Origin of the sequence: Klebsiella spallanzanii (assembly GCF_902158555.1) — a bacterium.
Lineage (GTDB): Bacteria > Pseudomonadota > Gammaproteobacteria > Enterobacterales > Enterobacteriaceae > Klebsiella > Klebsiella spallanzanii.
Genome location: NZ_CABGGS010000045.1, coordinates 171,471 through 197,550 on the forward strand (window position 1 = coordinate 171,471; position 26,080 = coordinate 197,550).

24 protein-coding genes are annotated in these 26,080 nt (G+C 54.9%); 21 read left to right on the top strand and 3 right to left on the bottom strand.

Annotated elements, in window-relative coordinates; translation table 11 throughout:
• The first annotated feature begins 189 nt into the window (after positions 1-189).
• From cyoA to FN082_RS25470, 6 genes are all read left to right on the top strand, one after another.
• Complete coding sequence (gene cyoA, locus FN082_RS25445; protein ID WP_139541323.1) at positions 190-1,137, top strand: cytochrome o ubiquinol oxidase subunit II; 948 nt, start codon at positions 190-192, stop codon at positions 1,135-1,137.
• Positions 1,138-1,156: 19 nt separating this feature from the next.
• Entirely contained in the window at positions 1,157-3,148 is a 1,992-nt protein-coding gene (gene cyoB / locus FN082_RS25450; protein ID WP_139541322.1) for a cytochrome o ubiquinol oxidase subunit I, read from the top strand.
• Complete coding sequence (locus tag FN082_RS25455) at positions 3,138-3,749, top strand: cytochrome o ubiquinol oxidase subunit III (protein ID WP_004099525.1); 612 nt, start codon at positions 3,138-3,140, stop codon at positions 3,747-3,749. The genes cyoB and FN082_RS25455 overlap by 11 nt, the downstream gene beginning before the upstream one ends.
• Positions 3,749-4,078 carry a cytochrome o ubiquinol oxidase subunit IV gene (locus FN082_RS25460; RefSeq protein ID WP_032732610.1) on the top strand — a complete coding sequence of 110 codons (330 nt, stop codon included), beginning with the start codon at positions 3,749-3,751 and terminating at the stop codon, positions 4,076-4,078. The genes FN082_RS25455 and FN082_RS25460 overlap by 1 nt, the downstream gene beginning before the upstream one ends.
• An 11-nt stretch (positions 4,079-4,089) precedes the next feature.
• Positions 4,090-4,977 carry a heme o synthase gene (cyoE, locus tag FN082_RS25465; RefSeq protein ID WP_139541321.1) on the top strand — a complete coding sequence of 296 codons (888 nt, stop codon included), beginning with the start codon at positions 4,090-4,092 and terminating at the stop codon, positions 4,975-4,977.
• Positions 4,978-5,272: 295 nt separating this feature from the next.
• Positions 5,273-5,605 (top strand): hypothetical protein, encoded by a 333-nt coding sequence (locus FN082_RS25470; protein WP_142982603.1) that lies wholly within the window; start codon positions 5,273-5,275, stop codon positions 5,603-5,605.
• Positions 5,606-5,653: 48 nt separating this feature from the next.
• On the opposite strand, the gene FN082_RS25475 is transcribed toward FN082_RS25470, so the two are convergent.
• Positions 5,654-6,412, bottom strand: coding sequence for an IclR family transcriptional regulator domain-containing protein (locus FN082_RS25475; protein ID WP_142982604.1), 759 nt, complete (start codon positions 6,410-6,412; stop codon positions 5,654-5,656).
• 153 nt (positions 6,413-6,565) lie between these two features.
• On the opposite strand from FN082_RS25475, the gene FN082_RS25480 reads away from it, so the two are divergent.
• The 9 genes from FN082_RS25480 (at position 6,566) to FN082_RS25520 (ending at position 18,004) form a co-directional block, all read left to right on the top strand.
• Positions 6,566-7,387, top strand: a complete 822-nt coding sequence (locus FN082_RS25480; protein ID WP_142982605.1) for a shikimate dehydrogenase family protein — start codon at positions 6,566-6,568, stop codon at positions 7,385-7,387.
• A complete protein-coding gene (locus tag FN082_RS25485; protein WP_142982606.1) occupies positions 7,384-9,060 on the top strand; it encodes an FAD-dependent oxidoreductase in 1,677 nt (558 codons plus the stop codon). Before FN082_RS25480 ends, FN082_RS25485 begins: the two co-directional genes overlap by 4 nt.
• 13 nt (positions 9,061-9,073) lie before the next feature.
• On the top strand, positions 9,074-9,394 hold the full coding sequence (locus FN082_RS25490) for an NIPSNAP family protein (RefSeq protein WP_139541316.1): 321 nt from the start codon (positions 9,074-9,076) through the stop codon (positions 9,392-9,394).
• A 10-nt stretch (positions 9,395-9,404) separates the two neighbouring features.
• On the top strand, positions 9,405-11,108 hold the full coding sequence (locus tag FN082_RS25495) for an FAD-dependent oxidoreductase (RefSeq protein ID WP_139541315.1): 1,704 nt from the start codon (positions 9,405-9,407) through the stop codon (positions 11,106-11,108).
• A 64-nt stretch (positions 11,109-11,172) separates the two neighbouring features.
• Positions 11,173-11,991 (top strand): sugar phosphate isomerase/epimerase family protein, encoded by an 819-nt coding sequence (locus FN082_RS25500; RefSeq protein ID WP_139541314.1) that lies wholly within the window; start codon positions 11,173-11,175, stop codon positions 11,989-11,991.
• 10 nt (positions 11,992-12,001) lie between these two features.
• Complete coding sequence (locus FN082_RS25505) at positions 12,002-13,366, top strand: MFS transporter (RefSeq protein WP_142982607.1); 1,365 nt, start codon at positions 12,002-12,004, stop codon at positions 13,364-13,366.
• Positions 13,367-13,814: 448 nt separating this feature from the next.
• Positions 13,815-15,215 carry an MFS transporter gene (locus tag FN082_RS25510; RefSeq protein WP_139541312.1) on the top strand — a complete coding sequence of 467 codons (1,401 nt, stop codon included), beginning with the start codon at positions 13,815-13,817 and terminating at the stop codon, positions 15,213-15,215.
• 89 nt (positions 15,216-15,304) lie between these two features.
• Entirely contained in the window at positions 15,305-16,483 is a 1,179-nt protein-coding gene (locus tag FN082_RS25515; protein WP_142464361.1) for a Gfo/Idh/MocA family protein, read from the top strand.
• Between the two features lie 156 nt (positions 16,484-16,639).
• The gene (locus FN082_RS25520) at positions 16,640-18,004 is read left to right on the top strand and encodes an MFS transporter (RefSeq protein WP_139541310.1); all 1,365 of its coding nucleotides are present in this window, start codon (positions 16,640-16,642) and stop codon (positions 18,002-18,004) included.
• A gap of 101 nt (positions 18,005-18,105) precedes the next feature.
• Here the strand turns inward: FN082_RS25520 and FN082_RS25525 are convergent, their stop codons facing one another.
• Positions 18,106-18,597, bottom strand: a complete 492-nt coding sequence (locus FN082_RS25525) for a YajQ family cyclic di-GMP-binding protein (protein ID WP_142982608.1) — start codon at positions 18,595-18,597, stop codon at positions 18,106-18,108.
• 141 nt (positions 18,598-18,738) lie between these two features.
• Between FN082_RS25525 and panE the strand changes: the two genes are divergently transcribed.
• Complete coding sequence (gene panE, locus FN082_RS25530; RefSeq protein ID WP_139541309.1) at positions 18,739-19,650, top strand: 2-dehydropantoate 2-reductase; 912 nt, start codon at positions 18,739-18,741, stop codon at positions 19,648-19,650.
• Positions 19,613-20,203, top strand: coding sequence for a protein deglycase YajL (gene yajL, locus FN082_RS25535; protein WP_139541308.1), 591 nt, complete (start codon positions 19,613-19,615; stop codon positions 20,201-20,203). Before panE ends, yajL begins: the two co-directional genes overlap by 38 nt.
• A gap of 58 nt (positions 20,204-20,261) precedes the next feature.
• On the opposite strand, the gene thiI is transcribed toward yajL, so the two are convergent.
• A complete protein-coding gene (thiI, locus tag FN082_RS25540) occupies positions 20,262-21,710 on the bottom strand; it encodes a tRNA uracil 4-sulfurtransferase ThiI (protein ID WP_139541307.1) in 1,449 nt (482 codons plus the stop codon).
• Between the two features lie 199 nt (positions 21,711-21,909).
• On the opposite strand from thiI, the gene xseB reads away from it, so the two are divergent.
• Genes xseB through FN082_RS25560 form a run of 4 tightly spaced genes read left to right on the top strand, consistent with a single transcriptional unit; the run spans position 21,910 to position 25,967 of the window.
• Positions 21,910-22,152, top strand: a complete 243-nt coding sequence (gene xseB / locus FN082_RS25545) for an exodeoxyribonuclease VII small subunit (protein ID WP_004099468.1) — start codon at positions 21,910-21,912, stop codon at positions 22,150-22,152.
• Positions 22,153-23,052 carry a (2E,6E)-farnesyl diphosphate synthase gene (ispA, locus tag FN082_RS25550; RefSeq protein WP_139541306.1) on the top strand — a complete coding sequence of 300 codons (900 nt, stop codon included), beginning with the start codon at positions 22,153-22,155 and terminating at the stop codon, positions 23,050-23,052.
• A gap of 18 nt (positions 23,053-23,070) precedes the next feature.
• Positions 23,071-24,933, top strand: coding sequence for a 1-deoxy-D-xylulose-5-phosphate synthase (gene dxs / locus FN082_RS25555; protein WP_142982609.1), 1,863 nt, complete (start codon positions 23,071-23,073; stop codon positions 24,931-24,933).
• A 59-nt stretch (positions 24,934-24,992) separates the two neighbouring features.
• Positions 24,993-25,967, top strand: coding sequence for an aldo/keto reductase (locus FN082_RS25560; RefSeq protein ID WP_142982610.1), 975 nt, complete (start codon positions 24,993-24,995; stop codon positions 25,965-25,967).
• Positions 25,968-26,080: the final 113 nt, after the last annotated feature.

A 26,080-nucleotide genomic window follows, 5' to 3' on the forward strand; every position in this document is an offset into this window, starting at 1 on the left:
TTATCGATCCCGCGCAAATCAAGGTTTGCAAGCTATTATGTCACACTCAGTAACATATGTGACAAACCAAGCAGAAGCCGCTAACACAGAAAAGACACAGCTCCAACGATGTTTACAGTAATGCAACCTTCCCGTAAAATGCCCGTACACTTTAAGCGCCACCAGATTCCGTGGAATTGAGGTCGTTCAATGAGACTTAGGAAATACAATAAAAGTTTGGGATGGATGTCATTAATCGCAGGTACTGTATTACTCAGTGGTTGCGATTCTGCGCTCCTCGACCCAAAAGGACAGATTGGACTGGAGCAACGTTCTCTGATTCTGACGGCCTTTGGCCTGATGATGATTGTCGTTATTCCAGCCGTCTTGATGGCAGTAGGATTTGCCTGGAAGTATCGTGCGAGCAATAAAGATGCGAAGTATAGCCCGAACTGGTCACACTCCAACAAAGTTGAAGCAGTGGTCTGGACGGTTCCTATTCTGATCATCCTGTTCCTGGCCGTTCTGACCTGGAAAACAACTCACGCATTAGAGCCAAGCAAACCGCTTGCTCACGATGAAAAACCGATCACTATCGAAGTTGTTTCGATGGACTGGAAGTGGTTCTTCATCTATCCGGAACAAGGTATTGCTACCGTCAACGAAATCGCCTTCCCGGCGAACGTACCGGTACACTTCAAAGTGACCTCCAATTCCGTGATGAACTCGTTCTTTATCCCACGTTTAGGTAGCCAGATTTACGCCATGGCCGGGATGCAGACTCAGCTGCACCTCATCGCGAATGAACCTGGTACTTACGACGGTATCTCCGCCAGCTATAGCGGCCCGGGCTTCTCAGGAATGAAGTTCAAAGCTATCGCCACGCCGGATCGCGCAACCTTCGATCAGTGGGTAGCGAAAGCCAAACAGTCTGCGAATGCCATGGATTCCATGGAAACATTCGACAAACTGGCTGCGCCTAGCGAATACAACAAAGTGGAATACTTCTCTGACGTGAAACCTGATTTGTTTAAAGATGTTGTTAACAAATTTATGTCTCACGGTAAGAGCATGGATATGTCCCAACCAGAAGGCGAGCACGCAGCGCATGAAGGAATGGAAGGCATGGACATGAGCCACGCGGAAACCGCTCACTAAGGGGCCGAGGAAGAAAACGATGTTCGGAAAACTTACACTGGATGCAGTGCCCTACCATGAACCCATTATTGTGGTTACGGTGGCTGCAATTATCATTGGGGGACTGGCGCTTTTGGCTGCCATCACTTACTTCGGTAAGTGGTCCTACCTTTGGAACGAGTGGCTAACTTCGGTTGACCACAAACGTCTCGGCATCATGTACGTTATCGTAGCAATCGTCATGTTGCTGCGTGGCTTTGCTGACGCCGTTATGATGCGTAGCCAGCAGGTGCTGGCCTCGGCCGGGGAAGCAGGCTTCCTGCCGCCTCACCACTACGATCAGATCTTTACCGCCCACGGCGTTATCATGATCTTCTTCGTAGCGATGCCGTTTGTTATCGGTCTGATGAACCTGGTGGTTCCGCTGCAGCTCGGCGCACGTGACGTTGCCTTTCCATTCCTTAACAACCTGAGCTTCTGGTTCACCGTTGTGGGCGTGATTCTGGTTAACCTCTCTCTGGGCGTCGGTGAATTCGCGCAGACTGGTTGGCTGGCCTATCCGCCGCTATCGGGAATCGAGTACAGTCCGGGAGTCGGGGTCGATTACTGGATCTGGGCGCTTCAGCTCTCCGGTATTGGTACAACGTTAACCGGTATTAACTTCTTCGTGACGATTATCAAGATGCGTGCCCCTGGCATGACGATGTTCAAGATGCCGGTATTTAGCTGGGCATCTCTGTGCGCCAACATCCTGATTATCGCCTCCTTCCCAATTCTGACCGTCACCGTCGCGCTGCTGACCCTGGACCGCTACCTGGGCACCCATTTCTTTACCAACGATATGGGTGGCAACATGATGATGTACATCAACCTGATTTGGGCCTGGGGCCACCCGGAAGTGTACATTCTGGTTCTGCCGGTATTCGGCGTCTTCTCCGAAATCGCGGCAACCTTCTCGCGTAAGCGTCTGTTTGGCTATACCTCGCTGGTATGGGCAACAGTGTGTATTACCGTTCTGTCGTTCATCGTTTGGCTGCACCACTTCTTTACTATGGGTGCGGGCGCGAACGTAAACGCTTTCTTCGGTATTACCACCATGATTATCGCCATCCCGACCGGGGTTAAGATCTTCAACTGGCTGTTTACCATGTATCAGGGCCGCATCGTCTTCAACTCTGCAATGCTGTGGACGATTGGCTTTATCGTGACCTTCTCTGTAGGTGGTATGACCGGCGTTCTGCTGGCGGTACCGGGCGCAGACTTCGTTCTGCACAACAGCCTGTTCCTGATCGCGCACTTCCATAACGTCATCATCGGCGGCGTGGTGTTCGGTTGCTTCGCAGGCCTGACCTACTGGTGGCCGAAAGCCTTTGGCTTCACCCTGAACGAAACCTGGGGCAAACGCGCTTTCTGGCTGTGGATCATCGGCTTCTTCGTCGCATTTATGCCGCTGTACGTGCTGGGCTTCATGGGTATGACCCGTCGCCTGAGCCAGCAGATTGACCCGCAGTTCCACCCAATGCTGGTTGTTGCAGCTTGCGGTGCAGCGCTGATCGCCTGCGGTATTCTTTGCCAGCTGATTCAGTTCTACGTTTCTATCCGCGATCGCGAGCAGAACCGTGACCTGACCGGTGACCCATGGGGCGGCCGTACTCTGGAGTGGGCTACCTCTTCTCCACCTCCGTTCTACAACTTCGCTATCGTCCCTAACGTTCACGAGCGTGACGCGTTCTGGGAAATGAAAGAAAAAGGCGAAGCGTATAAGAAACCGGCTGGCTATGAAGAGATTCATATGCCGAAAAACAGCGGCGCGGGCATCGTTATTGCTGCTTTCGCAACGGTGTTTGGTTTCGCAATGATCTGGCATATCTGGTGGATGGCGATTGCCAGCTTCCTCGGCATCCTGGTGACCTGGATTATTAAGAGCTTTGACGAGGACGTGGATTACTACGTGCCGGTTGCAGTAGTCGAAAAACTGGAAAATCAGCATTTCGATGAGATTAACAAAGCAGGGCTGAAAAATGGCAACTGATACTCTTGCGCACAACGCCCACGCGCACGAACACGGGCACCATGATACAGGACCGATGAAGGTATTCGGTTTCTGGATCTACCTGATGAGCGACTGCATTATCTTCGCCACTCTGTTCGCGACCTACGCCGTTCTGGTGAACGGCACGGCGGGCGGTCCGACGGGTAAAGATATTTTCGAACTGCCGTTCGTTCTGGTTGAAACCGCGTTGCTGCTGTTCAGCTCCATCACCTATGGCATGGCGGCTATCGCCATGTACAAAAACAACAAGAGCCAGGTGGTTTCCTGGCTGGCGCTGACCTTCCTCTTCGGGGCAGGGTTCATCGCGATGGAACTCTATGAATTCCATCATCTGATTGTTGAAGGTATGGGCCCGGATCGCAGCGGCTTCCTGTCAGCGTTCTTCGCGCTGGTCGGCACCCACGGTCTGCACGTGACTTCCGGTCTGATCTGGATGGCGGTGCTGATGGTACAGGTTTCTCGTCGTGGCCTGACCAGCACTAACCGCACCCGTATCATGTGCCTGAGCCTGTTCTGGCACTTCCTGGACGTGGTGTGGATCTGCGTGTTCTCTGTTGTTTATCTGATGGGGGCGATGTAATGAGTCATTCTACCGATCATAGCGGCGCTTCTCACGGCAGCGTGAAGAGCTACATGACAGGTTTCATCCTGTCTATCATTCTGACGGCTATCCCGTTTGCAATGGTGATGAGTGGCTCCGCATCGCATGCGGTTATTCTGGGAACCATCCTGGTAACTGCGGTTGTGCAAATTGTGGTGCACCTGGTGTACTTCCTGCACATGAACAGTAAATCGGACGAAGGTTGGAACCTGACCGCATTTATCTTCACCGTAATCATCATTGCTATCGTTGTCGTCGGCTCCATCTGGATTATGTGGAACCTGAACTACAACATGATGATGCACTAAGAGCGGCGAGTATGTTTAAGCAATACCTGCAAGTAACGAAACCAGGCATTATTTTTGGCAACCTGATCTCCGTGATCGGCGGTTTCCTGCTGGCCTCCAAGGGCCACATCGACTATCCGCTGTTCATCTGGACGCTCCTCGGAGTCTCCCTGGTGGTCGCCTCGGGTTGTGTTTTCAACAACTACATCGACCGTGATATCGACAGAAAGATGGAACGGACGAAAAACCGGGTGCTGGTCAAAGGGCTGATCTCGCCAGAAGCTTCGCTGGTATACGCCACCCTGCTGGGTATTGCTGGCTTCATGCTCCTGTGGTTTGGCGCTAATCCCCTGGCCTGCTGGCTGGGAGTGATGGGGTTCGTGGTTTATGTCGGCGTTTACAGCCTGTACATGAAGCGCCACTCCGTCTACGGCACGCTGATAGGTTCTCTCTCCGGCGCTGCGCCGCCGGTGATTGGCTACTGTGCGGTGACCGGTGACTTTGACAGCGGTGCCGCCATTCTGCTGGCGATTTTCAGCCTGTGGCAGATGCCTCACTCTTACGCCATCGCGATTTTCCGCTTCAAGGATTATCAAGCGGCGAATATTCCGGTTCTGCCGGTAGTGAAAGGCATTTCAGTGGCTAAAAACCATATCACCGTTTACATCATCGCTTTCGCCGTCGCGACGCTGATGCTCTCTCTGGGCGGCTACGCTGGATATAAATATCTGGTTGTCGCTGCGGCAGTGAGCGTCTGGTGGCTTGGGATGGCGCTGCGCGGTTATAAAGTGGTAGATGATAAAGTCTGGGCGCGCAAGCTGTTCGTCTTTTCCATCGTTGCCATTACCGCACTATCAGTGATGATGTCCGTTGACTTCATGGTGCCAGATTCACATAACCTGCTGACGATGGTCAGATAAGACCATATTCAGCAATCGCTCAACGGCCCCCGCTCGCAAGACCGGGGGCCGTTTTTTATCAGTAAGCATAACGCCCTCCCCCCCTCAAATTCACTTCTGACAAAACAAAAACTGGTATCAGTTCATATTCACTAGATATTTCCATTCATTTTTCGCCGATAAGATTCATAAAAAAATGATAGAAAAATCAGCATCTGGGCCATGCCTTTATCTGGTTTACCATTCTTTTGCGGTGTTAGCCTTTCGCAGTGAGCCTATTGCTCACTGATAACAATCCGTTTAATAAGGGAATAAAATGAAAGAATTAACTTTTAACAAAATGGAATACGTTTCAGGTGGGTTTAATCTGCTGAACGCTGCAACTGGCTTTACAAACTTTGTCGTCAACTCCGGCCTTGGCTTCGGATCTTTTGTCGCCACCTCAGGTGCTGCCTTTGCTAACTTCGTGATTGACAGCACGGCGGAATTTGGCAAGTTCGTCACCGGTCAGTCAAACTGGAACACCTTTGTTTCTGCCGGACTGAACAACTGGAACGGCTTCGTGAATACCGCGGCAAACAGCTGGTCGAATTTCGTCAATAACGCAGGAGCTGACTGGAACAGCTTTATCGACGGCGCGAACGCGTAATAGTACAACGGGCAGGTACTGAAACCTGCCCAACTCACCTCGCAGTCATTACCCCACCAGCATCGCCTGGGCGCTATAAAGTAGATCGAGATGCGCACGACATAATGCCTCAAGCGAAGTGCGCGATAGATGGCTGGTTAAGCTCAGCGCTCCCCAGTAAGTCCCCTCCCGGTCTGACAACGGTACCGCCAGTACCAACATGCCTATTTCAAACTCCTGCTCAATCGCCGCATAACCCTGGCGGCGAACCTGAGCGATTTTATCCATCAGCGCCGCAACATCCGTTATCGTATAAGGCGTGCGCTGTTCGCGACGGATTCGCTGCAGCACAGCTTCACATTCAGCTTCCGGCAGCGAAGCCAACCACAGCCGCCCTCCCGCAGTACAGTAAATCGGCACCCTCTCCCCTAGCCGCACTGAAGTCGAGTTAAATGGTGTGTGTTTACTACGGGCGATATAAACCAGTTCATCATCATCAATCACCCCGACCGAAGCATGCTCTTCCGTCCGGCTGGCGATATACTCCACAATAGGCCGCACCATGCGCGGAAACTGCGCCGAATCAACATACGCCTGCCCCAGTCGTAATGCTTTAGCCGTCAGCCAGTAATAGCGCCCGTCAGTCTGTAAATAGCGTTCGTGCAGCAGCGTGAGGAAAAAGCGCCGCGCAGCGCTTTGCGTCAGTCCGCTCATTTTCGCCGCCTGCGGTACCGTGAGCCGCGGAAACTCTTTTGAGAATAACTGGATCAGCGCCAATCCTTTTTGCAAGCCGACGATCAGATCGCGGGAGTGAATCTGGTTTTGCATAGTTGTTCACACTTTCGCAACAAAATAATTGGTTTAGTGCGATTATCGCAGTGATGGTGCGATTAACAACCAGTATGGCCGAATTCTGCGTTGTCGCTCTCAGCTTCCACTGAAATACTTTCACAACATTCATTTAACAAAATGAGGTTTGAAATGGTCAGTGGATTCACTCAGGTCGTCGCCGTTATCGGCCACCCGATTACCCAGGTTAAATCGCCGGAGAACTTCAACCGCTACTTCGCTGGCCAGCAGATGGACAGCATCATGATCCCGGTCGATATCGCCCCCGACGCCGTGGCTGATTATCTGAAGACGCTACGCGGATGGCACAACATGAGCGGTGTGCTGGTCACCGTTCCGCATAAACAGCGCGCAGCAGCGCTGGTGGATGAGTTAACCCCGCGAGCTCAGCACCTGAATGCCGTCAATGTGATCCGCAAGCTGGACGATGGCCGCTTGCAGGGCGATATGCTTGATGGCGTCGGTTTCCAGCTGGCCGCAGAGGCACATGGATTTAGCGCCAGGGGTAAAAAAGGGCTGCTATCTGGCTGCGGCGGCGTCGGCAGCGCAATCGCATGGGGGCTGTGCGAAGCGGGCATTAGTCAGTTGGCCCTTTTTGATCAGAATCCCGCCACGCTTCAGCTTTTGCACAACCGGCTGGCCACCCATTTTCCACAGGTTCATCTCACTGACCTGCCCGCAACGCTCGCGGGACTTGATTTAGTGGTCAACGGCTCCCCGGCGGGAATGGCCGGTTTTGATCCCTTACCGCTACCGCAGACGCTACTGGAAACGCTCCAGCCATCTACTCACGTCGCGGACGTAGTAACCGCACCGGTAATAACACCATTACTCACCTTTGCTCAACATCGCGGCTGCATCACCCAGACCGGCCCTGAAATGGCGCTGGCGCAAATGAAACTGATGGGGCAGTTCATTGGCGCAATCCCGCATGAACCAGGAGCGACGGCATGAAAAGCTGGGATGTCATCGTTATCGGCAGCGGTGCGGCGGGCTTTGCCGCTGCGGTGACCGCCTGCTGTAAGGGGCTGTCGGTGCTAATGCTGGAAAAAGCACCGCAGTTTGGCGGCACATCGGCGATTTCCGGCGGAGCGGTATGGATCCACGATAGCGATCAGGCGCGCAAAATGGCCAGAAGCGGCAGCCCACAGAAGATCGAAACCTATCTGCAAACGATTATCGGCGAGGCAAATTATCGTCAGGATCTGGTCGATGCTTTTATCCACTCTGGCCGCGAAGCGCTGGCGTTTCTTGAAAAAGAGGGAGCGGTGAAATACAGCCTGCGTCCGCTCTCCCCGGATTATTATCCGGACGAGCCCGGTGCCGTTGATGCCGGGCGGGCGCTGGAGGTAGTGGAGTATGACGGGCGTGAGCTGGGGGAACATTTTCGCGACCTCCGCTCTCCCCCGCCGGGAATGATGCTGTTTGGCGGGATGATGGTTAATCGCGTTGATATCCAGCACTTTCTTGATATACGCCGATCTCTACGCTCGTTATCGCACTGTAGCAAGCTGCTGCTGCGCTTCGGCCGCGACCGCCTCAAGCACCATCGCGGTACCCGTTTGGCAATGGGCAACGCGCTGGTTGCCCGCATGGCAACGCTCGCCTTTCGCAAAGGCATGGTGCTAAAGCTTAACGTTAACGTGCTTGCGCTGACCGAACGCGATGGCGAAGTGACGGGCGTTGAAATTGAACATGATGGGCAAAAGCAGACTTTTGAAGCGCGCTGCGGCGTAGTTCTGGCTGCAGGTGGTTTTGCCGCAGGCAAGCTGGCAGAACGCTACCGCCCCAATACTCACGAGCATTACACCATGTCGCCAGCCACCAACGACGGTGCTGCGCTGCGTCTTGGTAGCGCGGTAAATGCCCGTGAAGGCGCTGACCTGCCGTCTAACTTTTTCTGGGCGCCAGTCTCGATTTTACATCGACCGGACGGCACGCAGGAGCGCTTCCCGCATCTTGTCACTGACCGCGCCAAACCCGGCATTATCGCCGTCAACCAGCGCGCGGTGCGCTTCGTCAATGAATCAAACTCTTATCACCACTTTGCCAGCGCCATGCAAAGCCGGGCAGAAAACGCGCCTTGCTTTTTGCTTTGCGATGCGCAGGCCATGAAACGCTACGGCCTTGGCCTGGCGCGCCCTGCCCCGGTAAATAACGATGCCCTGGTAAAAGCTGGCTATCTGCACAAAGCCAATACCCTGGCGGAACTTGCGCAGCAGCTTGGGCTGGATCCGCAAACGCTCGGCGAGACGGTGGCACGCTATAACCGCGATGCCGCAGCGGGAGTTGATCCAGAGTTCGCCAAAGGCGGCAACAGCTATAACCGCGCAATGGGCGACCCCGGCCACCAGCCAAACGCCTGTAACGCACCGCTAACGAACGCGCCATTTTATGCCGTTACGCTCTATACCGGCGATCTCGGTACTTCGCGCGGGCTGGTCACTACCGCCGATGCCCAGGTCATCAATCAGCAGGGCCAACCGATTAAAGGCCTCTATGCCGTCGGCAACGATATGGATTCGATAATGGCCGGAACCTATCCCGGCCCCGGAATCACCCTCGGCCCGGCGCTGACCTTCGGCTATCTCTCAGCCAGCCATATGGCGCAACAACACGCACTGTAAACAGGAGAACACCATGATCTATGAAAAACGCACCTACACCATCAATCCGCTGAAAATGGCTGACTGGCTGGCGCTATATAAAAGCGATGCCTATGCCGTTCAGACCGAACACCTCGGCAAACTCATCGGCTTTTTCTTTACCGAAATTGGGGTGGTCAATCAGGTAGTGCACATCTGGGCCTACGAAAGCCTCGACGATCGTCTGGTGCGCCGCACACGGATGGCACAAGACGAGCGCTGGCTGACTTTCTCGCGTAAAAACCGCGAACTGGCCGCCGTTGAACGCCTGGAATCGGTTCTCATGCGCCCCACTGATTTTTCACCACTGCAATAAGGAGCCAGACATGAGCGGGCAGATGAACGTGGATGTTCTGGTGGTCGGCTCCGGCGCGGCAGGGCTCTCTGCCGCCGTCACCGCCGCGCTGGGCGGCGCCAGCGTGCTGGTTGCGGAAAAAGAGTCGGTGATTGGCGGCACCAGCGCGTGGTCCGGCGGATGGCTGTGGATCCCGCACAATCCGCTGGCGCGCGAGGAAGGTATTGAAGAAGAACCAGATGCACCGCTCACCTATCTTCGGCATGAAATGGATGGGCAACCTGCCGACGCTCGCCTGCTTACCTTCTTGCAGCACGGACCGGAGATGATCGACTTTTTCCGCCGCCACACCGCGGTGCAATTTCTTTCCGGCAGCAAAATGCCCGACTTTCATAACTCGCCCGGTTATGCGCAGGGCGGCCGCTCGGTTACGGCGCAGCCTTTTGATGGCCGCCTGCTCGGCGACTGGCTACATCGTCTGCGCCCGCCGCTGGAGATCATCAGTCTTGCCGGGATGGGGATTGCCGGCGGCACGGATATGGCGCACTTTTTTAACGCGACCCGATCGCCACGCTCGGCGCTATATGCAACCCGTCGCCTGTTACGCCACGGCTGGCAGCGGCTTCGCGCCGGGCGTGGTCAGCACCTGGTTAACGGCAATGCGCTGGTTGCTCGCCTGCTACGCTCGGCGCTGGACGCGGGCGTTCACTTTCAACTGAATGCACCGGTAGAACGGCTTCTCACCGCCGGTAGCAGCGTTGAAGGCGCGGTATTGCGCAGCGACAGCGGTGAAATAGACGTTCGCGCCGGGGCGGTAATCCTCGCCTGCGGCGGTTTTCCTCACGACAGGCAGCGTCTGGCGCAAAATGTGCCGCACGCCGCCAGCGGCTATGGTCACTTCTCCGCCGCGCCGCCGGGTAATCAGGGCGATGGCATTCGGCTCGGCGAATCAGCTGGAGGGCAGTTTGATGGCTCGCTCAGGCATGCTATGGCCTGGGCTCCGGTCTCGCGCGTGACGCTTGCCAGCGGCCTGCAACTGGTATTCCCACATCTGGTTGAACGTGCCAAACCCGGCTTTATAGCCGTTTTGCCCAGTGGCGAGCGCTTCACCAATGAGGCCAACTCCTATCACGATTTTATTGCCGCCCTACTGGAAGCAACACCGCCTGGCGAAACGCCGCAGGCCTGGCTGATCGCAGACAGTCGTGCGCTGCACCGCTATGGGTTAGGCCACGCGCGCCCCTTCCCCTTTTCACCGGCAGCCTGGTTACGAACCGGCTACCTGCAAAGCGGCGAAACGCTGGAGGCGCTGGCACAACAATGTGCAATCGATCCACGGCAGTTAACGGAAACGGTGGCCCGCTTTAACGGCTTCGCCAGCAAAGGAGAAGACGAGGATTTTCATCGCGGCGCGTCGGCATACAACCGTGCGCAAGGTGATGCCAGCCACTCTCCCCACCCAACGCTTGGAAAACTCAACCACGCACCTTTTTATGCGGTACGCATTCTCCCAGGCTCATTGGGCTCTTTTAGTGGATTAAAAACCGATGAACACGCACGGGTTCTGGATGCCCGACAGCAGCCTATTTCGGGTCTTTACGCTATCGGTAACGATATGTCGAGCGTGATGCAGGGATTCTATCCCAGCGGCGGTATCACGCTTGGACCGGCCATGACCTTCGGCTATCTGGTCGGTAAAAATCTAGCCGAAAACATAAATAAAACAATGCAGTAAAACATCTTACCAGGGACGGCAATACACATAACAACAACCACCTGCAACTGTACTGGAGTCCTTTATGAACATGCGAACCCTGTCACTCGCCGCGCTTACCTTACTCGACGTCCCGCCACCGGAACAGGTGCGGATTGCGGCACAAACCGGATTCACCCACGTTGGCCTGCGCCTGCTTCCCGCAACGCCTTCCGATCCGGATTACGACATGCTCGGCGATACCACCGCCGTCCGCGACACCCTGGCGGCACTGATGGAAACCGGCATCCGCGTCTCAGACGTTGAGATAGTCCGTCTGACGCCAGACTTTTCATTGGACGCTCGTTTGCAGCGTTTCCTTAATACCGCCGCACGCCTTGGCGCAAAACAGGTTCTGGTCGCCGGCAACGATGATAACCGGGCGCGCAGCGCGGAAAATCTCGCCCGCCTTGCCGAAGCCGGTCAGGAGTATGGCTTAACCATGAACCTGGAACCGATGCCCTGGACCCACCTGCGCACCATCGCCGAGGCGCAGGCGCTGATTAACGCCAGCGGCCGCTCGGATATCGGTATTTTGATTGACGCAATTCACTTCTGGCGGGCGGGCGAGTCCCTTTCTACGCTTGCCACGCTGCCGCAAAATTGCCTCAACTACATGCAGCTTTGCGATGCCTCACCGCAGATACCTATTGATGAGCAAGAGCTGATTTACCAGGCCCGCGCCGCGCGCCAGGTGCCCGGCGAAGGAGGGCTCGACCTGCACGGTCTGATGGCAGCGCTGCCGGCTACGCTACCGGTTTCTCTTGAAGTTCCACTCAGCGGCGACCGCGGCGCATTACCTGCGCTCGCTCGTGCCCAGTTGCTGTTTAACGCCGCGCAGTCCTACCTGCGCCCTTGCGCATAAGGAGCGTCCCATGACACAGACTCAACGCCTGGACGTCAGGGAATTAATTAACGCCAATCCGCTCAGCCGCTTTCAGAAGCTGGTGGTATTTTTAGGCTTTTGCGTGATTGCGCTGGACGGTTTTGATATCGCCATCATGGGATTTATCGCCCCAACGCTCAAGCAGGAGTGGGGAGTCAGCAACCATGAACTCGGCTTCGTCATTAGCGCCGCGCTGATAGGCCTGGCACTGGGCGCTATTTTTTCCGGGCCGCTCGCCGACTGTCTTGGGCGGAAGAAAATCATCATTAATAGCGTTTTCTTCTTCGGCTTCTGGACCATCGCCACTGCCCTTTCACAAAATATCGAACAGATGGTGTTCTTTCGCTTTATGACCGGACTGGGATTAGGCGCCGCAATGCCAAACATAGGTACCCTGGTGTCGGAATATGCGCCAGAGCGCCAGCGCTCGTTTCTGATTACTATAATTTTTTGCGGCTTCACCTTTGGCGCAGCGGCGGGCGGTTTTTCCGCATCCTGGCTTATCCCACAGTTTGGTTGGCACTCCCTGATGCTGCTCGGCGGTATCCTTCCGCTGCTCTTTGCTCCGGTACTGATCTGGCTGTTACCGGAATCGGTGCGTTTTCTGGTGGTTAAGCGTGCGCCAGCCGAACGCATTCGCACAATTTTGCAACGGCTCTATCCCGGGAAAATCGCCGATGATGCTGAGTTCAGCCTCCCGACGCAGCCCGTCCAGACAAATGCAATGCGTATTGTGCTCTCTCGCCAGTATCGCTTCGGCTCGATGATGCTATGGCTGGTCTACTTTATGGGGCTTTTTTTGGTCTATCTCCTTGGCAGCTGGCTACCGACGTTGGTGAAAGAGGTGGGATTAACGGTCAGCCAGGCGGCGGTGATGACGGCTATGTACCAGGCGGGCGGAACCATTGGTTCGCTGTTTGCAGGCTGGCTAATGGATCGGATCAACCCGCATCGGGCACTTGGGCTAATTTACGCGGTTGGCGGCCTGTTTACGATGGCGATGGGCTATGCGGCGGCAAGCTTTGCGCTCATCTGCCTGCTGGCGTTTATCAGCGGAGCCTGCCTGAACGGAGCGAATACCGGTATGAACGCGCTCTCCGCCCGCTATTACCCTACAGAAGCGCGAGCCACCGGCTCCAGTTGGATGCACGGCGTTGGCCGTATGGGCGCTATTCTCAGCGCTTTTGCCGGTGCTGAAATGCTGGCATTGAATCTCAGCTTCGAAAGCGTTTTCCTGATCCTTGGTATTCCTGCCGCAATTACCGTTGCCGGTCTGGCAGCCAAAGGGATATTTGCTGCCGATCCGTCGCCAAAATCATCATCCTCAACGACGGTAATCAGAAGTACACCGTAACATCAACTCCGCCTGAAAGTGGCTGATACCACCGGGTTATCTACTCGGTGGTTTTCATTGGGCAGACTCGAGTTCTTCCGCACAAAAAAAGAAAATAAATTTCATTAAATTATTAAATGAAAAATTAAAACCTAATGCATTATCGATTCACTTCACAATTTCTTGCATAAAAGCACCATATTCAATCAGCATGAAAAATACTTAAAGTATCAATAAACTAATTAATGACCTTATCAATCAATTCAATTTGATGGTTGAGGATTTACAAACCACAGCACAATCTTTTTCATTTTTCGATCCCCCTCCCATATTCAGAAATTAAATTTCACACAACCATTGAAATGAAATAATTATTTCCATATGTTCTAGCCAACATTCAGGATTAAGGTTGTGCCGGCGGAGCTGGCGCTGAGGTCCTTAACTTGTCCCCCCGACAAAGGAATAGACCATGAGTGAACAGCAGATCATTCTCTCTCCCGCTGCAGTACGCGGCGATAAGCTAACCTGGACGACCCGCATTGCTTATGGCGGCGGCGATACCGCCTGTAACGTTGTTTTTGGCATGATTGGTACTGTACTAACCCTGTTCTATACCGATTATGTCGGTATCAGCATCGCCACCGTTGGCCTGGTAATGCTGATCTCGCGTATGTTCGACGGCGTGTCCGACGTGATAATGGGGCTGATGGTTGAACGCACAAACTCCCGCTGGGGTAAATCACGCCCCTGGCTGCTGTGGATGAGCATCCCCTATGCTGTATCGGCGATTCTGCTGTTTACCGTGCCACAGACCACAGGCACCCTGCAGTTCCTCTATCTTCTGGTGGCCTATAACTTCTGTACCACCGTGTGCTACACCGCAATCAACCTCCCCTACGGCAGCCTTTCCGCCATGATGACCCGCTCATCCTGGGAACGCGATATGCTGAGTATCACCCGCATGTCGATGTCGCCATTTGGTCGTATTCTCGCCGTGGCCTGCACGTTGCCGCTGGTGAAATACTTCGGCGACGATCAGGCTGCATGGATCAAAACCATGGCTATCTGGGCTTTTCTGGCCCTGCTGCTGTTACTGTTTTGCTTCTATAAATGCGAAGAGAAAGTCGTTATCAAAGCGCGCGAAAAGCAGGGTAACGTGCCGGTAAAAACCCAGCTTTCCGCACTCTTCAGGAACCAGTACTTCTGGGCCAGCGCAATTCTGTGGACCGCTCAGAGCGTTTATTACACCGTAGTCGGTATCGCTCTGCCTTATTACTGCCGCTACGTGCTCGGCGACGACACTTTCTACAGCTCTATTTTCGTTGCTGAAACCGCCTGCATCATTATTTTCACCTTCCTCAGCTCTGTCCCCATCCGCAAGTACGGTAAGCGCAACGTTGCCCTCTGCGGCATTGTTCTGGCGACCATTGGTCAGGTGCTGTTCATGTTCAATTCCAACGACTACCACTGGGCGCTGGCAAACGCGATTATTCGCGGAATCGGCTTCGCTCCGCTAAATGCCGTGCTGTTCGGCTTCTGCGGCGATGCCGTCGAATTCGGTCAATGGAAAACCCGCGTCAGACAGGAAGGGATGATATTTTCCGCAGGTTCCGTCGGGACGAAACTCGGCGCGGGCGTTGCTGCCGCAGTTATCTCTGGCCTGTTAAGCATAGCGGGCTACGTCAGCTCCAGCAGCGGCTCCGGCGTTCAGCCGCAGAGCGCTATCGACATGATTAACAATGTTTATCTCTATGGTTCTTTCTTCCTGTGGATTGTGGTCATCATCACCCTGCTGTTTTACCGGCTGGACAAGCAATACCCGCAGATTATGCAAGAGCTGAAAGAACGCGAAGCCCGCGGAGAAATGTAAAACCGCAAAATCACACCCGCGCTCGTCGAGCGTGGGTATACAGAAGAACATCTGAAATCCGTAGTATCTATATAAAGGAGAGCACTATCATGTTAAACGGCATGAAACCCTTATCTCGCTCCCTGCGCTGGGGAATGGTCGGTGGTGGCGGTACCAGCCAGATTGGCTATAGCCACCGCTGTGCGGCGCTGCGCGACAACGTCTTTACTCTGCTGGCCGGTGCGCTCGATATAGATGCCGAACGCGGCCGTCAATTCGGCGAGCAGCTCGGAATCGCACCTGAGCGTTGCTATGCCGATTATCAAACGCTGTTTGCAGAAGAGGCCAAACGTCCTGACGGTATTGAAGCCGTATCGGTGACGACGCCGAACAACACCCACTTTGCCATTACCAAAGCGGCACTGGAGGCCGGGCTGCACGTTGTCTGCGAAAAACCGCTGTGCTTTACCGCCGATGAAGCCCGCGAACTGCTAGCGCTGAGCAAAAAACAGAATAAAATCATTGGCGTCACCTACGGATACGCCGGGCATCAGATGATCCAACAGGCACGGCAGATGATTGCCGAGGGGATGCTCGGCGAGATCCGCATTATCAATATGCAGTTTGCCCACGGTTTTCATAACGAAGCCGTCGAACTGCAGGCTGAATCCACCCGCTGGCGCGTCACTCCCAAATATGCCGGCCCTAGCTATGTTCTGGGAGATCTGGCAACCCACCCGCTATTTATTGCGGAAACGATGGTGCCAGACCTCAACATCACCCGGTTAATGTGCGCACGTCAAAGCTTCGTCAAATCCCGCGCTCCGCTGGAAGATAATGCCTTTGTGCTGATGGAATATAACAACGGCGCCGTCGGTTCGCTGTGGACCAGCGCAGTCAACAGCGGCGCGATGCACTCGCAAAAAGTCCGCGTTATTGGCGAAAAAGCCAGTATCGAGTGGTGGGATGAACGCCCGAATCAGCTCAGCTACGAGGTACAGGGCGAGCCGGCGCGCGTTCTTGAACGCGGGATGCCCTATCTGAGCCAGCAGGCGCTGGCGGACGACCGCATCGGCGGTGGCCATCCCGAAGGGTTATTCGAGGCATGGGCCAACCTTTACCGCCGCTACGCTATTGCCATGGACGCAATGGATCGCGGCGACCATGCATTCCTGGAGACCTTCTGGTATCCAAACGTCGAAGCCGGGCTCCACGGCGTCTACTGGGTCGAACAGTGCGTTAAATCCGCCGATGCAGGCGGCCAATGGGTTGACTTCAACTGCCAATAATCGCTAAGCGCCAGTGGGGGCCACTCCACTGGTTTCTTTCTGTCTACCGCACTCACCTCATCATGCAACACAGCCGTAATATCTGTTAAACAAACATTTATTTACGCTTTTGGTTCCCCCCACTACACTAGGCGCAGTTTTTATATTGAGGTGGTAATGAACGATAACAAAATGACGCCGGGCGAACTGCGCGCGACCTGGGGTTTGGGGACCGTATTCTCTCTGCGCATGCTCGGCATGTTTATGGTCCTGCCGGTTCTGACCACTTATGGCATGGCGTTACAGGGCGCAAGTGAAGCCCTTATCGGGCTGGCAATCGGTATCTATGGGCTGGCCCAGGCGGTATTTCAGGTACCTTTCGGCCTGCTTTCCGACCGCATTGGTCGTAAACCGCTGATCGTCGGCGGCCTGTTAATTTTCGTTATTGGCAGTATTATCGCCGCTCTCTCTGACTCCATCTGGGGCATTATTCTTGGTCGCGCGCTCCAGGGCTCCGGAGCGATTGCCGCCGCGGTAATGGCGTTGCTTTCCGATTTAACCCGCGAACAGAACCGCACCAAAGCCATGGCCTTTATCGGCGTCAGCTTCGGCATCACCTTTGCTATCGCGATGGTGCTCGGGCCCATTGTTACTCATCAGCTTGGCCTGCACGCCCTGTTCTGGATGATTGCCCTCCTGGCAACGCTCGGCATTCTGCTCACGCTGTGGGTAGTGCCAAATAGCCAGAATCACGTGCTGAATCGTGAGTCCGGGATGGTAAAAGGCTGCTTTAGCAAAGTGCTTGCTGAGCCAAAACTGCTGAAGCTTAATTTCGGCATTATGTGCCTGCACATCATGCTGATGTCCACCTTCGTCGCCCTCCCAGGCCAGCTTGAGGCCGCCGGTTTCCCGGCCGCCGAGCACTGGAAAATCTATCTGGTCACCATGCTGGTTTCATTTATCGCCGTGGTGCCGTTTATTATCTACGCCGAAGTGAAGCGTAAAATGAAGCGCGTCTTCCTGCTGTGCGTCGCTATCCTGCTGATTGCGGAAATCGTACTCTGGGGCGCGGGAGGGTACTTCTGGGAGCTGGTGGCTGGCGTACAACTATTCTTCCTCGCATTTAACCTACTGGAAGCACTACTGCCATCGTTGATCAGCAAAGAATCGCCGGCCGGATACAAAGGCACTGCCATGGGCATTTATTCCACCAGCCAGTTCCTCGGCGTGGCTATTGGCGGGGCGCTAGGCGGCTGGGTGGACGGCTTCTTTGACTCGCAAACCGTCTTCCTGCTCGGGGCGCTGCTGGCGATGCTGTGGCTGCTGGTAGCAGGTACCATGAGCGAGCCGCCGTACGTCAGCAGCCTGCGGGTAGAGATCCCCGACAATGTTGTGGCGGATAAGGCGCTACAGGAACGCTTACAGGCGAAAGAGGGCGTAAAAGAGGTTCTGGTCATCGCCGAAGAGCGCTCGGTATATATCAAAATCGACAGTAAGATAACTAACCGCTTTGAGATTGAGCAGGCGATCAAAGGGGCGTAAAAAAAGCGGGATAACCCGCTTTCAGACAGTTAACCAACCTGTTTCAGATATTCTGCCGGGCGGCGGCTAGCGACCGGCCCGGCGAACATAAACCAGCAATATTAATCGCGGAAATTTTTGAACTGGAACGGCTGGCCTAAATCACCGCCGCGCACCAGCGCCATCACCGCCTGCAGGTCGTCGCGAGATTTCCCGGTAACGCGAATTTCTTCACCCTGGATCTGCGCCTGTACTTTCAGCTTGCTGTCTTTAATAAGCGTGACGATTTTCTTCTGCGTCGCGCTCTCAATCCCCTGCTTTAGCTTAGCATCAACAAACCAGGTTTTACCGCTGTGCACGAACTCATCCGGCACCTCGATAGAACTGCCTTCAATTCCGCGTTTCAGCAGCTTGGCGCGCAGAATATCCAACAGTTGGTTAATCTGGAAATCAGATTCGCTGAGGACCTTGATGGTCTCGTTTTTTTCGTTCAGCTCAAAGCTCGCTTCGACGTTACGAAAATCAAAACGCGATTCAACTTCACGGGTCGCGTTCTCTACGGCGTTTCGAACTTCCTGAAGATCGACTTCAGAGACAATATCGAAAGATGGCATCTTTTCCTCTCCTTCAGTTTCTTTTGCGTTGCATAATACCCGCAACGCGACATAACTCAACTTGTTATCCCGAAAGGATAACTGATAACGCTATACTTTAGCCATGAGCACCTGATGCAGCACTACAGGTGAGGAGGAATAATGAAAGTAACCGTACTCGGATGCGGTGCACTGGGACAGTTATGGCTAACTGCGCTGTACAAACACGGACATGAGGTCCAGGGCTGGTTACGCGTCCCACAGCCATTCTGTAGCGTCAATGTGATTGAAACCGACGGCAGCGTGTTCAATGAATCATTCACTGCCAACGATCCTGATTTTCTCGCCAGCAGCGACCTGTTGCTGGTCACGCTAAAAGCCTGGCAGGTTTCTAATGCGGTCAAAAACCTGAGCACTATTCTGCCCCCATCAGCGCCCATTTTGTTAATGCATAACGGCATGGGTACCGTGGATGAGCTTAAAGCCATCAAGCAACCGCTGCTGATGGCTTCGACGACCCAGGCGGCCCGCCGCGACGGCAACGTTATCGTCCACGTCGCCAGCGGCACCAGTCATATTGGTCCGGCGAAAGATTATCCCCAGGACTACAGCTATCTTGCCGATGTGCTGCAGGGCGTACTGCCCGATGTCGCCTGGCATAATAATATCTACCCCGCCACCTGGAGCAAGCTGGCGGTAAACTGTGTGATTAATCCGCTGACGGCGCTCAAGAATTGCCAGAACGGCGACTTGCGCGAATATCCGCAGGAGGTCGCCGCTATTTGCTATGAAGTTGCGGCGGTTATGGAGCGCGAGGGTATGCATACCTCTCCGGAAAACCTGTTATTCTATGTTCATCAGGTTATTGAAAGTACGGCAGAAAACACATCCTCAATGCTGCAGGATATTCTCGCTCAGCGCCATACGGAAATCGACTATATCACCGGTTTTCTATTAAAGCGCGCCCGAGCCCACGGTATCGCCGTACCGGAAAATACCCGCCTGTTTGAACTGGTAAAGCGTAAGGAGAATGAATATGAGCGCGTCGGCACTGATTTGCCTCGCCCCTGGTAGCGAAGAGACCGAAGCGGTCACCACCATTGATTTACTCGTTCGCGGCGGCATAAAGGTCACTACCGCCAGCGTCGCCAGCGATGGCAATCTGACTATTGTTTGCTCGCGTGGCGTCAAACTGTTAGCCGATGCACCGCTGGTTGAAGTAGCCGATGGCGATTTCGATATCATCGTTTTGCCCGGCGGAATTAAGGGCGCGGAGTGCTTCCGCGACAGCCCGCTGCTGGTTGAAACGGTACGTCAGTTCCATCTTTCCGGGCGTATCGTCGCAGCTATTTGCGCTGCGGCGGCCACTGTTCTGGTACCGCATAACCTGTTCCCCATCGGTAATATGACCGGGTTTCCGGCGCTGAAAGAGCAAATTCCCACTGAGCAATGGCAAGACAAACGCGTTGTCTGGGACCCGCGGGTTAACCTGCTCACCAGCCAGGGGCCGGGGACATCAATTGATTTCGCTTTGAAGATTATCGATCTGCTGTCAGGGCGTGAGAAAGCTTATGAAGTCGCGTCGCAGCTGGTGATGGCGGCGGGAATATATAACTACTACGAGTAAACGCAAAACGGCAACCCAGGGTTGCCGTTTGCAATGTTGACGCCCTTACCCTGGGAAACTACGGGCGATACACTTTCACGTTCTCAAAGCCCTGTTCGCGCAGATACAGCGCCTGCAGGCGGCTCATCACTCCGCGTTCACACCACAGCAGCCAGGTTTTTCTCTGGTCAAGATCGCCGAATTTGGTGCTCAGCTTATAGAACGGCAGAGAAACCACGTCCACGCCTTCTACCTTCAACGGTTTATCGTCCTGCTCGTCGATAGAACGGATATCGAGGATAACGTCGTTAGGGCCAAAACCGCTGACGGTTTCCACTTCTACCACATCCTGCTGGGTCTGCTGGGCGATATCGCGGATATCAATGTTATTTGCTTCCGCCACCACTTTTTCAAGGATGCTGAAATCGAAGTTTTCTTCTTCCGCTTCGATCTTCGCCTTCACCGCTTTCACGGTCGGACTTTTCGAAATAACGCCGCAGTATTCCGGCATGGTGCGAGCAAAATCTTCGGTACCGATTTCACGCGCCAGATTAATAATGTGCTCTTTATCGTGCGAAATCAGCGGACGCAGAATCAGCGTATCCGAGACGTTGTCAATCAGGCGCAGGTTGGTCAGCGTCTGGCTGGAAACCTGGCCCAATGCTTCACCGGTGACCAGCGCCTGCACGCCATAGCGCTCGGCAACTTTCGACGCCGCGCGCACCATCATACGCTTGAGCACCACGCCCATCTGGCCATCGTCGACTTTCTCGAGAATTTCTCCCACCACCGGTTCGAAGTTAATCGCCACAAAACGCACGCGGTGGGAGCTGCCGAAGCGGTTCCACAGATAATGCGCTACCTGACGTACACCGATTTCATGCGCCGCGCCGCCGAGGTTAAAGAAGCAGTAATGGACTCGGCAACCGCGACGCATCAGCATATAGCTGGAGACGCCGGAGTCGAAGCCGCCGGAAATCAGCGACAACACGTCCTCCTGAGTACCGATAGGGAAACCGCCGATACCTTCATAGCGCCCTTTTACCAGCAGCAGGCGATCGTTTTCGATCTCGAGGTTCACCGTCACATCCGGGTCGGTCAGCTTCACGCGTGCGGTTTCAATGTGCTGATTCAAACCGCCGCCGACGTAGCGCTCCACTTCGATAGAGGTAAACTCATGCTTGCCGCGACGCTTTACGCGCACACAGAAGGTTTTACCTTCCAGCGCTTCACGCCACAGCGGCAGCGTCTGTTCGAAAATATCGTGCAGAGAGGTAAAAGGAACGTCTTCGACTTCCAGAATATGGTGGATGCCGGGAATACGGGTCAGGGCATCGCGAATAGCCGGGCGCTGATTTTCATCTTTGGCCCGAACTTCGATATGATCCCAGTGACGAACGACGGCAAGCGTCTCATCATAGTTTTTGAGAACGTTACGAATGTTCCCGGTTAAAATTTTAATGAAGCGCAATCGCACAGATTGGCTTTTGATGGTGATTTCCGGGAACAATTTAATGATAAACTTCATGGCGACAATAGTTCGTTGGCAAGCCCGACGGGGCTTTAAGCATAAAAAGTTGTACAGGCGCAACCAGCGTCTGCATCCAGGGCGCGGAGTATACCACTATTGGACGCTTTTCACCTGGCATTGCGCGTTATTTGATTAACCGCGCGACTTCGTTACCATATTAATAGCCATCGAGACATAACAAGAGTCTATATTCACTATGCCAAAGAAAAATGAGGCCCCGGCCAGCTTTGAAACCGCCCTGGGCGAGCTGGAGCAGATCGTTAATCGTCTGGAAAGCGGCTCGCTGCCGTTAGAAGAAGCGCTCGGCGAATTTGAGCGCGGAATACAGCTGGCGCGCCAGGGGCAGGCAAAACTGCAGCAGGCCGAGCAGCGCGTACAAATTCTGCTGGCGGATAGCGAAGATGCGCCGTTGACGCCTTTTACGCCGGACGCTGAATAAATGGACTTCCCGCAACAGCTACAGGCATGCGTTGAGCAGGCCAATGAAGCGCTGCGTCGTTTTATCGCGCCGCAACCCTTTCAGAACACTCCGCTGGTCGAAGCCATGCAGTACGGCGCATTATTAGGCGGCAAACGCCTGCGCCCGTTCCTGGTTTATGCCACTGGCGACATGTTTGGCGTTAGCCGCGCGACGCTGGACGCCCCTGCCGCCGCCGTCGAGTGCATTCATGCCTATTCGCTGATGCACGACGATCTCCCGGCGATGGACGACGATGATTTACGCCGCGGCCAGCCAACCTGCCATATTAAATTTGGCGAAGCGAACGCAATTCTTGCCGGAGATGCCCTTCAAACGCTGGCGTTTTCTATACTAAGCGATGCACCAATGGCAGAAGTGCCGGATCGCGATCGTCTGGCCATGATTTCTGAGCTGGCTCAGGCCAGCGGCATTGCCGGTATGTGCGGTGGTCAGGCGCTGGATCTGGAAGCGGAAGGCCATCAGGTCGATCTGCAGGCGCTGGAACGCATTCATCGGCATAAGACCGGCGCGTTGATTCGCGCAGCGGTACGAATGGGCGCGTTAAGTGCCGGTGAAGCAGGACGCAGAGCGCTACCCGCGCTCGATCGATATGCAGAAAATATCGGTCTTGCCTTCCAGGTGCAGGATGACATTCTCGACGTGGTAGGGGATACTGCGACCCTTGGCAAACGTCAGGGAGCCGACCAACAGTTGGGCAAAAGTACCTACCCCGCCCTTCTGGGACTTGAGCAAGCCCGGAAAAAGGCCCATGACCTGATTACCGACGCCCGCCAGTCGCTAAATGAGCTGGCCGCGCAATCTCTGGATACCACGGCACTGGAAGCGCTCGCGAATTACATAATTCAGCGTGATAAATAAACAATAAATGAGTCTCTGATGAGTTTTGATATTGCCAAATACCCGACCCTGGCGCTGGTGGACTCCACCCAGGAGTTGCGTTTGTTGCCGAAAGACAGCCTGCCGAAACTGTGTGACGAACTGCGGCGTTACCTGCTGGACAGCGTCAGCCGCTCCAGCGGGCACTTTGCCTCCGGCCTTGGCACGGTTGAACTAACCGTGGCGCTGCACTACGTCTATAACACACCGTTCGACCGCCTGATCTGGGACGTCGGCCACCAGGCTTACCCGCATAAAATTCTGACCGGACGCCGTGACAAAATCGGCACTATCCGCCAGAAAGGCGGCCTGCATCCCTTCCCGTGGCGCGGAGAGAGCGAGTATGACGTCCTGAGCGTCGGTCACTCTTCGACCTCCATCTCTGCCGGGATCGGCATCGCTATCGCCGCAGCCAAAGAAGATAAGCAGCGGCGCGCGGTCTGCGTGATCGGCGACGGGGCGATAACCGCCGGAATGGCGTTTGAAGCGATGAATCACGCTGGCGATATCAAACCCGACCTGCTGGTGGTGCTCAACGATAATGAAATGTCGATCTCCGAAAATGTCGGCGCGCTAAACAATCATCTGGCGCAGCTGCTTTCCGGCAAGCTCTACTCCACGCTGCGCGAAGGCGGCAAAAAAGTCTTCTCTGGCGTACCGCCGATTAAAGAGCTGCTCAAACGCACCGAGGAACACATCAAAGGGATGGTGGTTCCGGGGACGCTGTTTGAAGAGCTGGGCTTTAACTACATTGGGCCGGTGGACGGCCACGATGTTATCGGGTTGGTTAATACGCTGAAGAACATGCGCGATCTGAAAGGGCCGCAGTTCCTGCATATTATGACCAAGAAAGGCCGCGGCTACGAGCCCGCCGAAAAAGACCCAATTACCTTCCACGCAGTACCTAAATTCGACCACACCAGCGGCGTACTGCCAAAAAGCAGCGGCGGCCTACCCTCTTACTCGAAAATCTTCGGCGACTGGCTGTGCGAAACTGCCGCGAAAGATGACAAGCTGATGGCCGTCACGCCAGCAATGCGCGAAGGTTCAGGGATGGTCGAGTTCTCGAAAAAATACCCTGATCAGTATTTCGATGTCGCTATTGCCGAACAGCACGCGGTGACCTTTGCTGCCGGGCTGGCGATTGGCGGCTATAAACCGGTGGTGGCGATTTACTCTACGTTCCTGCAACGCGCCTACGACCAGGTGATTCACGATGTCGCTATCCAGAAACTGCCGGTGCTGTTCGCTATCGATCGTGCGGGTATCGTTGGCGCTGATGGTCAGACCCATCAGGGCGCATTCGATATCTCCTTCCTGCGCTGCATCCCGGATATGGTCATCATGACCCCGAGCGATGAGAACGAATGCCGCCAGATGCTGTATACCGGTTATCACTACAACGACGGACCAAGCGCGGTGCGCTATCCGCGCGGCGCTGGTACCGGCGCGGCGTTTGAGCCGCTGGCCTCGCTGCCTATCGGTAAAGGCGTAGTGAAACGTGAAGGCGAAAAAATCGCGATTCTGAACTTCGGTACCCTGCTGCCGCAGGCCGCAAAAGTGGCGGAAAAGCTCAATGCCACTCTGGTGGACATGCGCTTTGCCAAGCCACTGGATGAGCCTCTGGTGCTGCAGTTGGCTGCAGAACACGACGTGCTGGTCACTCTGGAAGAAAACGCCATCATGGGCGGAGCAGGCAGCGGCGTGAACGAGCTGCTGATGTCGCGCCGCCGTGCGGTTCCGGTGCTGAATCTCGGCCTGCCTGATTTCTTCATCCCGCAGGGCACCCAGGAAGAAGTTTATGCCGACCTCGGCCTCGACGCCGCCGGTATTGAAGCCAAAATCCACGCCTGGCTAGCATAATTCCGGTGACCGCTCCTGCTATGCTTAAGGGATAACCTTTACAGTAGCAGGAGCGTATTATGCATTACATTCCCCTTGGCGATACCGATCTGCGCGTTTCCCGGCTTTGCCTTGGCTGTATGACCTTCGGCGAACCGGACCGCGGTAACCATGCCTGGACCTTACCCGAAGAGAGCAGTCGCCCGCTGATAAAATACGCCCTCGAAGGCGGCATTAACTTTTTCGACACCTCGAACAACTATTCAGACGGCAGCAGCGAAGAGATCCTTGGCCGCGCGCTGCGTGAGTATGCCCGCCGCGACGCCGTTATCGTCGCCACTAAGGTTTATCACCAGGTGGGCGATCTTTCACAGGGGCTATCGCGCGCGCAAATTCTGCGTTCTATTGACGATAGCCTGCGCCGTCTCGGTATGGAGTATGTCGATCTGCTGCAAATCCATCGCTGGGATTACACCACGCCCATTGAAGAGACCCTGGAGGCGCTAAACGATGTGGTTAAGGCGGGTAAAGCTCGCTATATCGGCGCGTCGTCGATGCATGCGCGGCAGTTCGCCCAGGCGCTGGCGTTGCAACAGCAGAATAACTGGGCGCGCTTTGTGACCATGCAGGATCACTACAATCTGATTTATCGTGAAGAAGAAAATGAGATGCTGCCGCTGTGCAGCCGAGAAGGCGTCGCGGTAATGCCATGGAGCCCGCTGGCGCGCGGCCGCCTGACCCGCCCGTGGGGGGAAACCACCGCCCGTCTGGTCTCAGATGAGGTCGGTAAGGCGCTCTACAATGCCGCAGATGAGAATGATGAACTGATTGCCAACAACCTCGCCGAGGTCGCGGAAGAGCTTGATGCCAACCGCGCTCAGGTGGCGCTGGCCTGGCTGTTGAGCAAACCCGGCGTAGCCGCGCCGATTATCGGCGCCTCAAGGCAAGAGCAAATGGATGAACTGCTACATGCGGTCGATTTAACGCTAACGCCAGAGCAGATTGAAAAGCTGGAGACGCCGTACAAACCGCACCCGATTGTCGGGTTCAAGTAACGTTCTACTTCTACAGGGCTACTCTGCGCTCTTTGCTCCCCGGGGGCGGCGCCTTGCCCGGGCTACGGGATCGGCGTGAATTGCAGGTTTTGTAGCCCGGACAGGTGCGCAGC

Coding starts and splice junctions, on each gene's coding strand:
- FN082_RS25510 (WP_139541312.1), top strand. CDS start 13,815: ATGAGTGAACAGCAGATCATTCTCTCTCCCGCTGCAGTACGCGGCGAT.
- FN082_RS25495 (WP_139541315.1), top strand. CDS start 9,405: ATGAGCGGGCAGATGAACGTGGATGTTCTGGTGGTCGGCTCCGGCGCG.
- cyoE (WP_139541321.1), top strand. CDS start 4,090: ATGTTTAAGCAATACCTGCAAGTAACGAAACCAGGCATTATTTTTGGC.
- FN082_RS25490 (WP_139541316.1), top strand. CDS start 9,074: ATGATCTATGAAAAACGCACCTACACCATCAATCCGCTGAAAATGGCT.
- ispA (WP_139541306.1), top strand. CDS start 22,153: ATGGACTTCCCGCAACAGCTACAGGCATGCGTTGAGCAGGCCAATGAA.
- FN082_RS25460 (WP_032732610.1), top strand. CDS start 3,749: ATGAGTCATTCTACCGATCATAGCGGCGCTTCTCACGGCAGCGTGAAG.
- FN082_RS25485 (WP_142982606.1), top strand. CDS start 7,384: ATGAAAAGCTGGGATGTCATCGTTATCGGCAGCGGTGCGGCGGGCTTT.
- panE (WP_139541309.1), top strand. CDS start 18,739: ATGAAAGTAACCGTACTCGGATGCGGTGCACTGGGACAGTTATGGCTA.
- cyoA (WP_139541323.1), top strand. CDS start 190: ATGAGACTTAGGAAATACAATAAAAGTTTGGGATGGATGTCATTAATC.
- dxs (WP_142982609.1), top strand. CDS start 23,071: ATGAGTTTTGATATTGCCAAATACCCGACCCTGGCGCTGGTGGACTCC.
- FN082_RS25475 (WP_142982604.1), bottom strand. CDS start 6,412: ATGCAAAACCAGATTCACTCCCGCGATCTGATCGTCGGCTTGCAAAAA.
- FN082_RS25560 (WP_142982610.1), top strand. CDS start 24,993: ATGCATTACATTCCCCTTGGCGATACCGATCTGCGCGTTTCCCGGCTT.
- FN082_RS25520 (WP_139541310.1), top strand. CDS start 16,640: ATGAACGATAACAAAATGACGCCGGGCGAACTGCGCGCGACCTGGGGT.
- FN082_RS25480 (WP_142982605.1), top strand. CDS start 6,566: ATGGTCAGTGGATTCACTCAGGTCGTCGCCGTTATCGGCCACCCGATT.
- FN082_RS25525 (WP_142982608.1), bottom strand. CDS start 18,597: ATGCCATCTTTCGATATTGTCTCTGAAGTCGATCTTCAGGAAGTTCGA.
- FN082_RS25470 (WP_142982603.1), top strand. CDS start 5,273: ATGAAAGAATTAACTTTTAACAAAATGGAATACGTTTCAGGTGGGTTT.
- FN082_RS25455 (WP_004099525.1), top strand. CDS start 3,138: ATGGCAACTGATACTCTTGCGCACAACGCCCACGCGCACGAACACGGG.
- FN082_RS25500 (WP_139541314.1), top strand. CDS start 11,173: ATGAACATGCGAACCCTGTCACTCGCCGCGCTTACCTTACTCGACGTC.
- yajL (WP_139541308.1), top strand. CDS start 19,613: ATGAGCGCGTCGGCACTGATTTGCCTCGCCCCTGGTAGCGAAGAGACC.
- FN082_RS25505 (WP_142982607.1), top strand. CDS start 12,002: ATGACACAGACTCAACGCCTGGACGTCAGGGAATTAATTAACGCCAAT.
- cyoB (WP_139541322.1), top strand. CDS start 1,157: ATGTTCGGAAAACTTACACTGGATGCAGTGCCCTACCATGAACCCATT.
- thiI (WP_139541307.1), bottom strand. CDS start 21,710: ATGAAGTTTATCATTAAATTGTTCCCGGAAATCACCATCAAAAGCCAA.
- xseB (WP_004099468.1), top strand. CDS start 21,910: ATGCCAAAGAAAAATGAGGCCCCGGCCAGCTTTGAAACCGCCCTGGGC.
- FN082_RS25515 (WP_142464361.1), top strand. CDS start 15,305: ATGTTAAACGGCATGAAACCCTTATCTCGCTCCCTGCGCTGGGGAATG.